10 protein-coding genes are annotated in these 11,865 nt (G+C 46.6%); 3 read left to right on the top strand and 7 right to left on the bottom strand.

Annotation, left to right across the window (positions count from 1 at the left end):
- Positions 1-8: 8 nt before the first annotated feature.
- The 4 genes from motB to flhD all read right to left on the bottom strand — a co-directional run bounded on the left by motB (position 9) and on the right by flhD (position 3,080).
- The gene (gene motB / locus DPA2511_RS07800; protein WP_012765128.1) at positions 9-1,142 is read right to left on the bottom strand and encodes a flagellar motor protein MotB; all 1,134 of its coding nucleotides are present in this window, start codon (positions 1,140-1,142) and stop codon (positions 9-11) included.
- Positions 1,139-2,026 (bottom strand): flagellar motor stator protein MotA, encoded by an 888-nt coding sequence (gene motA, locus DPA2511_RS07795; protein ID WP_012765127.1) that lies wholly within the window; start codon positions 2,024-2,026, stop codon positions 1,139-1,141. Before motA ends, motB begins: the two co-directional genes overlap by 4 nt.
- 122 nt (positions 2,027-2,148) lie before the next feature.
- Entirely contained in the window at positions 2,149-2,727 is a 579-nt protein-coding gene (gene flhC / locus DPA2511_RS07790) for a flagellar transcriptional regulator FlhC (protein ID WP_023638243.1), read from the bottom strand.
- 2 nt (positions 2,728-2,729) lie between these two features.
- On the bottom strand, positions 2,730-3,080 hold the full coding sequence (gene flhD, locus DPA2511_RS07785; RefSeq protein WP_012765125.1) for a flagellar transcriptional regulator FlhD: 351 nt from the start codon (positions 3,078-3,080) through the stop codon (positions 2,730-2,732).
- A 1,285-nt stretch (positions 3,081-4,365) separates the two neighbouring features.
- Between flhD and DPA2511_RS07775 the strand changes: the two genes are divergently transcribed.
- Positions 4,366-6,093: a methyl-accepting chemotaxis protein gene (locus DPA2511_RS07775; protein ID WP_026595152.1), complete on the top strand. Its 1,728-nt coding sequence runs from the start codon at positions 4,366-4,368 to the stop codon at positions 6,091-6,093.
- A 43-nt stretch (positions 6,094-6,136) separates the two neighbouring features.
- On the opposite strand, the gene dsrB is transcribed toward DPA2511_RS07775, so the two are convergent.
- Both dsrB and DPA2511_RS23400 read right to left on the bottom strand, forming a co-directional pair.
- Entirely contained in the window at positions 6,137-6,328 is a 192-nt protein-coding gene (gene dsrB / locus DPA2511_RS07770) for a protein DsrB (RefSeq protein ID WP_012765123.1), read from the bottom strand.
- 190 nt (positions 6,329-6,518) lie between these two features.
- The gene (locus tag DPA2511_RS23400) at positions 6,519-6,665 is read right to left on the bottom strand and encodes a hypothetical protein (protein ID WP_023638241.1); all 147 of its coding nucleotides are present in this window, start codon (positions 6,663-6,665) and stop codon (positions 6,519-6,521) included.
- A gap of 40 nt (positions 6,666-6,705) precedes the next feature.
- On the opposite strand from DPA2511_RS23400, the gene DPA2511_RS07760 reads away from it, so the two are divergent.
- Entirely contained in the window at positions 6,706-8,214 is a 1,509-nt protein-coding gene (locus DPA2511_RS07760) for an EmmdR/YeeO family multidrug/toxin efflux MATE transporter (protein WP_012765121.1), read from the top strand.
- A gap of 555 nt (positions 8,215-8,769) precedes the next feature.
- A complete protein-coding gene (locus DPA2511_RS07755; protein WP_012765120.1) occupies positions 8,770-9,147 on the top strand; it encodes a cytochrome b562 in 378 nt (125 codons plus the stop codon).
- A gap of 48 nt (positions 9,148-9,195) precedes the next feature.
- On the opposite strand, the gene fhuA is transcribed toward DPA2511_RS07755, so the two are convergent.
- On the bottom strand, positions 9,196-11,385 hold the full coding sequence (gene fhuA / locus DPA2511_RS07750) for a ferrichrome porin FhuA (protein ID WP_012765119.1): 2,190 nt from the start codon (positions 11,383-11,385) through the stop codon (positions 9,196-9,198).
- Between the last annotated feature and the right edge of the window lie 480 nt (positions 11,386-11,865).

Here is an 11,865-nt window from a genome sequence, read left to right as displayed (position 1 = left end):
CACGTGGGTCACCTCTGCTGTGAATCGCGGCTTATTGAAGAAGGTGTCGCCTGACTATCAGGTGCGGCAGGCAACGCAGTTGTCGGCTGCCGACGACCTGGTGTCGATGCTCCATTCGCGCCCGATGCTGGTGCCACTGCCGGAACCGGTGCTTGAGCAGGAGCCCCGGTTGCAGCCGGCGCAGGCGTCCCGTTAGTCTCGGGTTGTGGTAAAGTCATACCATTACTGTTTTCGGCAGAGCCATCGACAGATTTAGACTTATCCAACCCCATATTCTGCAAATTCTCTATTTTATCAATGTTGACGGCACTACTTTCAGCATTCTCACGCTCGATATTTTCCTGTGCCTGCTTATTTAGCACAACCAGACTGATACGGCGGTTGATAGCATCGCTGCCATCTTTGGCTTGCTTTAAGTTCATTGTATCAGCCATCCCTACAACCCGAAGTACTTTACCTTCAGTCAATCCTCCAGCAATCAACTCGCGTCGTGATGCATTTGCTCGATCGGCAGACAACTCCCAGTTGCTATAACCTCTTTCCCCTGTCGCGTACCTTGCATCATCAGTGTGTCCAGAGAGGCTGATTTTATTAGGGATATCATTAAGTATCGGCGCTATAGCTCGCAAAATATCACTCATGTAAGGTTCTACCTGAGCACTACCGGTTTTAAACATAGGCCTGTTGTTGCTATCAATTATCTGTATACGCAACCCTTCATCAACCATTTCGATCAATAAATGAGGCCGCAGTGCACGTAAACGCGGATCAGCTTCGATCAACTGATCAAGACGCTCACGCAATTTATTGAGTTTTATTTCTTCGAGTCGTCCATCCATCGTATCGATCTGCCTCGATACATCCCCTTCCTGATGAGTCGGATCAGCCCCTCCGCCCGGTATAGGATTTGATGCATCACTCATTTTGGGCCCGGATGTAATCGCAATTTTCAAGGGTGTACGAAAATACTCAGCAATCTGAGCTAGCTGGGATGGAGATGAAATAGCGATAAGCCACATAACCAAGAAAAGTGCCATCATGGCTGTCATAAAGTCAGCATAGGCAATTTTCCATGAACCGCCATGATGAGCCGCATGTCCCGATTTACGTTTTTTGCGGATAATGGGATGTTGATGTTTCATGCGTCATTTTCCGCTGCCTGCTGCGGTGGAGCTTTTACGCTACGAATATGATCTTCCATTTCAGTGAATGAAGGACGTACCGTGGAATACAGCGTTTTACGACCAAATTCAACAGCGATCTGCGGTGCATAGCCATTAAGGCTCGACAACAAAGTAACCTTAATACATTGTAATACTTTAATTTTTTCTGAATTTTTTTGACGTAATAAAGACGCTAAAGGAGAAACAAAACCATAAGCCAATAAAATACCAAGAAATGTCCCTACCATTGCATGGGCAATCATCATCCCCAACTCAGCAGCCGGACGGTCGACAAACGCCAGAGAATGAACCACCCCCATCACTGCTGCAACAATACCGAAAGCCGGCAAGCCATCACCCATCAGGTTAAGGCTGGTCGCAGGGACTTCGATTTCATGCTCAACCGTTTCGATTTCTTCATCCATTAGCGTCTCTATTTCAAACGCATTCATGTTTCCACTAACCATTAATCGAAGATAGTCGGTGACAAACTCAATAACATAATTATCGGACAGAATTCGTGGATAAGTTGAGAAGATCTCACTTTCTTTAGGATTATCAATGTCAAACTCTAACGAAAGCATACCCTGTTGGCGAGATTTGGCCATCAGACGGAATAGAACAGCCATAAGATCCATATATACAGCTTTGGTATATTTGGAACCTTTGAATAGGGTTGGAAGCGCACGCAATGTCCCTTTGATTCCCTTGCCCGTATTACCGACAATAAAAGCACCTATTGCCGAACCACCAATGATCAGTAACTCTGAGGGTTGATAAAGAGCTCCCAGCTCACCGCCAACGATAAGATAACCGCCCAGTATGGAGCCTATAGTGACAAGATAACCCAATATAACCAGCACAAGAATTCCTTATAAAATAGCAAAGGTGGTTGGGCAAGGCATAAGTACTGTAGAGCCTTAACAACACTTGCTTGGAAAGATTCCGTCACTTGAACTCACAGTGACAGAATCACGAATCAGGCTCAGACGGCGTGCTTGACCTGTTCATCCAGCAGTTGAGGTATCATATCGGCAACATGCGGAGAAAGTTTACGTCTTTTTACTGCTCGGGAAGGAGGTTGACACAGACTGCAGACGAACCCGTTTTTAGGTTGATGAGCATGAGTGATAAACATGCCTTTGCAGCAATTACAAGAGGATAGCTGCAGCATGCCACTATCAACAAAACGCACTAATGTCCACGCCCGGGTCAACGCTAGCAGAGGAGCATCGCTTTGTGGAGCACATTGCTCCAGATAGAGGCGGTAAGCCCTTATAACTGCCTCTACGCCACTATGCTGACCATTTTTCAGCAAAAATAAATAGGCGTTATAGAACATGGACGAATGAATATTCTGTTCCCATGTCATGAACCAGTCAGTAGAAAAAGGCAGCATACCTTTAGGTGGGGGACTCCCTCTCAATTCTTTATACAATTTGATTAAACGCCCACGACTCAGCTGGGTTTCACTTTCCAGCATCTGTAAGCGAGCGCCAAGAGATATCAGCTCCATCGCTAACTGAATATCTTTCGCTTCTTGAACAATGCTTTTTTCCGCCATCATCATGCCCTTTTCTTAGGCAGGTTTTCTTCTTTAGAAGACAACTCTTGTAATAAATGACTAGATAATAAGATTCCGGTATGAATTTGCTGCAAATCATCAACACGTGACTCTTGAGTCAGAAGCTTAATCGTATTGTGATCACTGAAGCGGAAATGACATATCAGTTGATTGGTTTCGGCCAGCTTGACCATCTGCGGCAAAGTAAGCTGCATCAGCGTATCGGCCATCTCTTCATTTATGCCGAGACGAAACATAGCAGATGCCTTTTCGTCGTTGATTAACCGTTGAGCAAGTAACAAGTAAGACAAATTGATGTCATAAATGTGCTTGAGTAATTCAGAGGTACCCATAATCCCATCCCGACAGGCTATGTTTTAAACTTCAGTTAGGTGATATAACGTATCGCCCGGTTAAACAGTCACTCTCCATAGGTGGCATGAAAACTATCGGTGCCAGATTATTTAAAGCGTTATAGTGTTATCTACGACGAAAATGCAGTATCAACTGTGTTGATGTACTCCACGCTCTCGTTGTCCGTTACCACAGATGTATCCTTCCTGGCTTCACTTTTCCGCCCATACCCAGAGCATAGGATTAATCCTAATTCCTGCCACTCTACCGCCTTAGCCATGACTCATACAACGAAAGCCAGAGAGCATTTTGATAAAAGTGTGATGCATGTCACATTTTAAAAGGATCTCACTTACAACATTTCACTATTTTTGCCTTCCAATGAAATTTTTCTGAACATAAAACAACCAACAACACTCCCAAAAATCTCGTTAAGTCAAAACAATATACGAATTATTTAAAATAAATCAATACGTTATGTAAACTCTGCATATTCTTTCATTCTGTTTACATGCGCTATTAGCGAATAGATTAGTTATATAAGTGCTCATTTGCCAGCAATGTCGCTGGCAAACAGAGAATAGTGTGTGGCAAGAGCTGAATATTGAGCAGGAACCTGGAAAGCAATACGCGATTTTCAAAAACTCAGGTTACGATTACTGGAATAAGTAATGTAACGGTTCTCATTACATCCTCATAAATAGCCCTGCCTACCGCCGTACACAAACATGCCTGCTATTCTCAGCGGGAAACACACTCAACCAGGTTCTCTATTGCAAGAAAAATGGAGATACCATTAAATGCATGGGGGCTACTGCATACATGATACATGCCTGGATCATTGGAGCCCTTTATTGCCGACATTATGCTCGTTCGAGAAACGTTCAAGCTGTCGCTATCTATACAAATGCCAATAGCGCTTATTTCCTTCATATCGCGCATGTTTGCACAGAATAATCGCCACACCATCAAAACAACGGTGATATCCCACTATGAGTGGGATATCAATTTTTAACATATCCAACCAGTTGAGCTGGTTTCTTCAGATCCCATTTAATTACTTAATAATGAAAACGGTTAACAGCAGAAAGAGACTTTTTCAGCCACCAGATTCGTGATCAAAATCGCACTGAAATGTATGAATGTTTCACATCATAGATGCTAGGCTATGTTCGTAATACGCGAGCAAAATTGTTGCGCTAATGTTTCCATAAGTTAACACTCTCAGGTTATGTCGGTAGTACACACAGCAAGCGATGATTCATTTTTCCTGAAACGAGCGATATGGATATGAAAATGATGTCAAAATCAAATCAACAGGGTAAAGCGGGCATATTGAGTAACCTTGGTCTGGTACCGTTATTTGTCATCATTCTGGGCGGCATCATGCTGATGTTTGCTCTGGCTATTGGTACCGCCAGCTATTTTCTGGTTCGCGCTAACCAAAATCTGGATTATGTCACCCAGGAAATCGACGTCCGTCTAGGTCTCTCCAACAGTTCCAACCATCTCAGAACCGCCCGATTGCTTATTATTCAGGCTGGAGCTGCTGTTCGCGTTGGAGATACGGAGGTATTTAACAACAATATAAAGCAAGCCGAACAACGCATCGTAATGTCAAAAGATGCGTTCAATATCTATGAAAACCGGACCGTTAAAACCGATACGGATATCGCTTTGGATCCCGATCTGAAAAAGGCTTACAACGATTATATCGAAAAAGGCATCCTGCCGATGTTGAAGGCAGCCAAAGACGGTTATTTTGAAGAAATACTGAATCATGAGGCAGATGAAGTTCGCGTACTGGATGCGGAATACAATAAGCCGCTGCTGAAAGCGATTGCATTTCGGACAGAACGCGCCAAGGCACTGAATGCCGAAGCTCAACATCAAGCCATGTTAGGTTATTCACTGATGGCGATCAGCTTTGTGATTGCCGCAGTGATGACCTTGCTGACATTCATGTTCTTGCGTGGCACGTTGATTAAACCGATGAATGTTCTGGTCACTCGCATCCAACGCATTGCGCAAGGCGACCTGACTCAATCCGATGAACGTTTCGGTCGAAACGAGATGGGGATTCTCGGCCAGAATGTCCAACAAATGCAGGCATCACTGGTGCATACGGTTTCAACGGTTCGTGATAGTGCGGGCTCTATTTATCAGGGTACGACAGAAATTACCGCCGGTAACAAAGACCTTGCCTCCAGAACGGAACAGCAGGCTGCAGCTATCGAACAGACGGCCGCCAGCATGGAGCAGTTGACCGCCACAGTAAAACAAAACTCGGATAACGCCCACCATGCCAGCCAATTGGCATCAAATGCCTCCGGAAAAGCGCGTCAAGGTGGCGAAATCGTTGAAAATGTCATCAACACGATGAACAGTATCTCCGGCAGTTCCCGTAAAATCTCTGAAATCACCAATGTCATCAACAGCATTGCCTTCCAGACCAACATTCTGGCGCTGAATGCTGCGGTAGAAGCGGCGCGGGCAGGCGAACAAGGACGTGGTTTTGCCGTTGTCGCAGGTGAAGTTCGTAATCTGGCGCAGCGCAGTGCTCAAGCCGCCAAGGAGATTGAAAATCTGATTTCTGAATCAGTTACCCTAGTCAACAATGGCTCCGCCCTGGTTGATAAAGCTGGGCAGACAATGCACGAAATCGTCCATGCAGTAACCAACGTCACCGATATTATGAATGAGATCGCCTCCGCATCTGACGAACAGAGCAGAGGGATCAGCCAGGTCGGTCAGGCGATTACGGAAATGGACAGCACAACGCAACAGAATGCGGCATTGGTACAGCAAGCATCGGCAGCCGCCGCGTCACTTGAGGAACAGGCATCAATACTGACTCACGCCGTAGCCGCATTCAAACTCGCCAATCACGCGGGTTCGTCATTCATCACGCCAGCCAAGCCAGCATTGGCGACAACGGCGGCCACGACAACAAATCTGCAGCTTGGGAAACCGCACGCCAAGACCGGCAGCGATAACTGGGAAACGTTCTGACTGATATGCCCGATACAGCGGTTGCTGTATCGGGCCGTTTATTTCAAAGTCTTTCCGGCTCAACAAAGACCCCTTCCGGGCTGTTGAGCTCGTTAAAAAACCAAATCCCATCGGGATAATCATCCAGCGCCACCAGGTACATAACGCCTTCCTGAAACATCTCTACCGCCAGAATCACGCCCTCCCTGCGAGTAGCACCATCCGTTTTTACCGTAACACGATCGTTTACATTCATAATATTGCTCTGAAAACCCAGAATATGGTCGCCTCCTGTTACTTTACAGATCTTCTCTCGTGAACCGCAATGCAGATGCAACTAATTCTCAGTGAGTGGTGATTCCGTTTACATGACAGAAGATCAAAACGGCTATCCTTGCCGGGGCAGCAACATATCATGGGAATTTCAATATAAAATCATGTTTCAACTAAATCGTGCCGCCGTACTGTTTCATACGCAAAGGGTGTTTATAATCACCGCAGAAAACCATTTGATACCCCAACACCCAATGTGCGACAACAGCGCGAGAATGCCCCAATTCCCCTTCTTTGATCATGGTACGGATCAGCGACATAGTGCACACTGCTTCTATGCTCCAGGATAACCATGGCTAAATGAACGGGCTCAACCGCAAAAAACGAGTAAAAGTCAGGTCTCCTCCCCGCTTCAAATCAAAAACAGGTAATACGATCTTGAGTACAGCCAAACAGCTGTTAAGTACGCTACGCGATACCTCTTGGTATAGAAAACGCCGCTCAAACCGCGTTTTGCTCAAACGTGAAATCATGCCACTGGCGCTGCCGATCTTTATTGAAGGGCTTTGCGTTGTTCTGATGGGGATTTTCAGTACATTCCTCGTCAGTTGGTTAGGTAAAGAAGCGATGGCGGCTGTCGGATTGGCCGATAGCTTCAACATGCTGGTCATCGCCTTTTTCACAGCGGTAGCTCTTGGTACGGCAGTTGTCGTCGCTTTCAATCTCGGGCAGCGTAAGCGATATATGGCTCTGCAAGCATCCAGGCAATCCATGTCGTTACTGGTTCTGGTGTCCTTTGTGCTGGTTGGGGTGGTTGAATTATCCGGCGCTACCATCATCAACCTTATCGCCTGGAGCGCTGAACCAGCGGTAAAAACACTGGCTTTAACATTCCTTCGTCTGACCGTTTGGGGTTATCCGGCTATAGCGATAGCGCTCGTCGGATGCGGTGCACTGCGTGGCGCTGGCAATACCCGGCTGCCTATGCTGATTAATATCGCTATGAATATCCTGAATATTATAATCAGCGGCATTCTAATTTACGGTATCGGCCCCTGGCACGGATTGGGATTTATTGGCGCAGGTTTAGGCATTACGCTTTCACGTTATATCGGCGCCTTATTTGTCATTTTAACCTTAATGAAAGGGTTCAATGGCGCGTTACGTATTTCGTTTAAAAGCTACTTTTACCCTTTTACAACAGCGATCCTCTACGAGGTACTAAGTATTGGCATTCCCGCCAGTATTGAATCCGTCATGTTTAACATCGGAAAACTGATTACTCAACGTTTTGTCGCAGGTATGGGAACCGAAGTCATTGCCGGTAATTTTATCGCGTTTTCTATTGTGGCGTTGATCAACCTACCAGGGAACTCCCTCGGCGCAGCATCAACCATCATCGTAGGAACCCGCTTGGGGAAAGGCCAAATTGCCCAGTCGGTACGCCAGCTTAAACACATTTTCTGGTTATCCAACATTGGACTTTGTGCATTGGGGATCCTATCCGTTCCTATGGCTGGTTGGCTGTCATCGTTCTATACCAATGAGCCCGATGTCATAAAGGTTGCCAAGGAACTGATATGGCTTAATGCGCTGTTCATGCCAGCCTGGGCGGCTTCCTGGGTGTTACCCGCCGGCCTCAAGGGCGCTAAAGACGCCAGTTACACCATGTGGGTTGCTTTGGCAGGCATGTGGGGATGCCGGGTTATAGCTGGTTATATACTGGGCGTTATGCTTGGCTTCGGCGTCGTTGGCGTATGGATGGGCATGTTTTTCGACTGGATCGTGCGAGGTATCCTTTTCTACCGTCGCATGGCCAGTGGGAAATGGTTGTGGCGATACAAGAAAGAAAAAACGCCCAATCCATAATCAGCCATATCAGCAACAATTAAGTTCAACACATTAATGTTGCTCTTTTGCTGCTCTCCGCCTAATAACATGAATTCCGCTGGCCCCATCCTGGGCATAGGGAAATCCGGCGAATGACTGCGGTATCGTGGTGATATCGAGAGAAAGTCTAATTATTCGACAACTCGTAAATAACTTGCTTCATATTGCGGACATTATTCCCCCTCAATTTCAGATTGATATTGTCGTTAATTCATAACCTTCATCGTAGTCACCTAAATAAGAGATCTTAGTCTCATTAATAATGGTTAATATTACACAACCAATCAATAGCTTCTTATGCAGAAGGGCTTAAAAATATATAAATATTTACATTGAAATCAGTATGGTAAAAAATATTGAATCATCATGCAGTTAATTATGAATTGCCGTTTTTTTACACGTGAAATAGACATTGTTTTAGATAACTATGCTGAGTGTAATATAAATTCCATTTGACCCCATGAAGCCGCTCATGAATACTGCCGAAAAATAACAAGCCCATCGCCTATAAGGCTTTTTAACCTGGAGTGAGCAATGAAAAAAACGATTATCGCAATGTGTCTGGCCATTTCGGCATCCGCAGCACTTCTGCCTGTTTCTGGTATCGCTGCAGTACGAGATGAAATGTCAGCCATGCAAAAAAGCTACAAAGCAGCATCCAATGCCAATGATGCTGCGACACTGAAGGCCGAACTGTTGAAGCTGAAGGAACACACCACTAAAGCGAAGGCTGACCCGCAGGCTAATAAAGGTGCTGAAAGTGCAGTATTTAACGAAGGCTTAAGTAAGCTACTCAAACAAATTGATGATGCTATTGCACTGGTTGATGCAGGCAAGCTGGAACAAGCAAAGGCCGCAACGGACGAGTTGAAGAAAACCCGTGCGGAATACCACAAAAAGCTTGGCGTATAACATCCCTCGCAATGACCGCCGTGGTTCCACAACCACGGCGGTATACATTTAAAATCTGAATGTCGCCGTGGCGGTAACACGACGTTCACTGCCCCAATAACAGGCATAATCTGAGTAGCAACTGGCAACGTATTGACGATCCAACAGATTCTCCACATTGACGCCAATACTGGATCCCGGCATGCCAAATCGCGCCAGATCGTATTTCACCATCGCATCAAGCAAACCATATGGCGCAACTTTGAAAGAATTGTCGGCATCGCCATACGAACTGCCGATATAACGGACGCCTGATCCTATACTCACCCCGCTAAGCGCTGCTTCACGGAAGGTGTAATCCAGCCATAAGGACGCCTGGTTATTAGGAATCTGGTAGGGTCGCTTCCCTTGCAAAGCATTATCCCGCGTGTACTTCACATCAACATGGGAATAAGCCGCCGTCATGTTGACATTCTGGTTTAATGCGCTTTTAGCTTCCAACTCAACACCCTGGGCACGAATTTCCCCGGTCTGAATACTGAAACTCGGATTAGAGAGATCAGTGGTCAGATTATTACTCTTCGTCAGGGTATAGACGGCAGCCGTCAGAACAACCGGCCGATCCTTCGGTGCATATTTCACCCCAACTTCATATTGTTTACCCAACGAAGGTTTGAACGTTCCCCCATCAGCATTGGTGCCCGATGTCGGTTCAAACGATTCGCTATAGCTAAAATAAGGCGTTATGCCGTTATCAAACAGGTAGTTGATCCCACCACGCCAGGTAAATTGCCCATCGTTCCGGGCTTCGGTCGAGCCTGAATTACGATTTTGCGCCGAAGTTTTCGACCAGTCATAACGCCCGCCTATCGTCAACAGCCACTGCTTCCACTGCGCTTGATCCTGTATATAAAAACCCGTTTGTTCCTGACGATTCAAATACTTCCAGGCAAACAACGAATCAGAAGGAATCGTGTCGTCCCCATAAAGGGGGTTGCTCATATCCAGCGACGAAGCGGAGCCGAAATAGGCGTCGATATCATTGCGCATACGCATATAATCGACGCCGAACAGCACGGTATGCTCGACGTCCGCCGTTGAGAATGCAGCCTGAGCCTGATTATCAACCGTGAAGCTGTTCAGATGCTCACGGGAAATAACCGATGCGCGATCTAATACATATGATTGAGAAGAGGAAACACCGGAGCCATAAATGCCGCGATAATAGGAATCCAACTGCATGTAACGCAGGTTCTGTCTTACGATCCAGGTGTCATTGAATGCGTGTTCCGCGCTGTAACCGATCATTTTCTGGTTACGTGAAAGCTTATTACTCGCTTCCCCTTCATTGAAGGAGGTCGACAGCTTATGCGCCTGCCCATCGGCATCGAAATACGGATTCACCGTTCCCTGACGCGGCAACCACCCGTAGAACCCGGTATAGGGATCATTTTGGAAATGCGTTAACAGGGTAAATGTAGTGTTCTGATCAGGCTGCCAGCTAAATGACGGCGCAATGGAATAACGCTTTTCCTTGGCCATATCCTGCTGCGCATCGCTGCTACGCGCCACACCGGTAAACCGATAGGTATACACCCCGCTATCATCCAGCGCGCCGCCAAAATCGAACCCGGTTTGATAGAGATTATCCGTCCCCATTTTGAACTGCACTTCACGGATCGTCTCGGCCGTCGGACGTTTACTGACCAGCGCAACCAACCCACCGGGGCTGGTTTTGCCATAAAGGACAGAAACCGGCCCGCGCAATACTTCAACGCGCTCAAGCATATAGGGATCCAGGACGGCTTCCGAGTAGTTATCCCCCTGTAGCTTAAGACCATCCAAATACTGGTTAGTATTGACCGACGTGAATCCCCGGATATTCACCACATCATAGGTATTGGAACTGCCGCGGTTACCGGAAAACACACCGGGTGTGTAGCCCAATGCATCTTTTACCGTATCGGGTTGACGGATCTGAAGCTCTTCACTGGTGACGACCGATACGGATTGTGGGTTCTTCTCGATTGACGTATCGGTTTTCGTACCGGTAGCGCTACGTTTGGCGACGATAGTTGGCGCCGGCCCCCAAGCGTCTTCCTTCGTAGCCGCCGACGCTTCAACGGTAATCGTTTCCTCTGCGGCGAGTGCTACCGAAGAGACACTCCCTAACGCAGCCGAAATCATAATGGCCAAATATCCACGCCGCGACAAAGCGGAGCAACCAGGATCAAAAGAGAAAGTACACGTAGTTATCATGAATAGGTTCCCTGAGCACACCTTTGTGCAAATGATAATCATTAACATAAAGGCGTGCATAATATGCGAACTAACTTATGCACTCAAGGATAGAATTTGGAGAGACGTCAGACTGACGCAACGTAACCGGCAGTTCAGTTGTGATACTGAAAAGATTCAGCGTGACGCGAAAGCTACCTTCGTCATGGCATGTGGCAGTCTCATACCGAGGCAAGGTGATTAACGCATCCAGCCCAATACGGATGGGGCCGCCATGGGAGCGCTTTGCTGAAAATGTTCCAACTGGCCATTATGAACGCCTGATTTGCGTGATTCAGGTCGTGTGGTTGAGGTGATGTGTAATCTGCCCCTGCCATCTGGTAAAGGTGCGATTAATTCAACCCCGCCACACAGCCATTCCTGGAGAAAAATCGTTGGGTTTTGCGCTTTAATTATTCAACCACGATGAATAATGCGGACTTATCAAAAATCACTTCTGCA

This window comes from Musicola paradisiaca NCPPB 2511 (assembly GCF_000400505.1).
Taxonomy (GTDB): domain Bacteria; phylum Pseudomonadota; class Gammaproteobacteria; order Enterobacterales; family Enterobacteriaceae; genus Musicola; species Musicola paradisiaca.
The sequence above is the reverse complement of the archived record's forward strand: the minus strand, read 5'-3'. Positions and strand labels throughout refer to the sequence as shown.

Bases quoted from the DNA above. Each gene is read 5' to 3' on its own strand.
- DPA2511_RS07760 (WP_012765121.1), top strand. From the start codon at position 6,706: ATGAACGGGCTCAACCGCAAAAAACGAGTAAAAGTCAGGTCTCCTCCC.
- dsrB (WP_012765123.1), bottom strand. From the start codon at position 6,328: ATGAATGTAAACGATCGTGTTACGGTAAAAACGGATGGTGCTACTCGC.
- motB (WP_012765128.1), bottom strand. From the start codon at position 1,142: ATGAAACATCAACATCCCATTATCCGCAAAAAACGTAAATCGGGACAT.
- fhuA (WP_012765119.1), bottom strand. From the start codon at position 11,385: ATGATAACTACGTGTACTTTCTCTTTTGATCCTGGTTGCTCCGCTTTG.
- flhD (WP_012765125.1), bottom strand. From the start codon at position 3,080: ATGGGTACCTCTGAATTACTCAAGCACATTTATGACATCAATTTGTCT.
- flhC (WP_023638243.1), bottom strand. From the start codon at position 2,727: ATGGCGGAAAAAAGCATTGTTCAAGAAGCGAAAGATATTCAGTTAGCG.
- DPA2511_RS07755 (WP_012765120.1), top strand. From the start codon at position 8,770: ATGAAAAAAACGATTATCGCAATGTGTCTGGCCATTTCGGCATCCGCA.
- DPA2511_RS07775 (WP_026595152.1), top strand. From the start codon at position 4,366: ATGGATATGAAAATGATGTCAAAATCAAATCAACAGGGTAAAGCGGGC.
- DPA2511_RS23400 (WP_023638241.1), bottom strand. From the start codon at position 6,665: ATGTCGCTGATCCGTACCATGATCAAAGAAGGGGAATTGGGGCATTCT.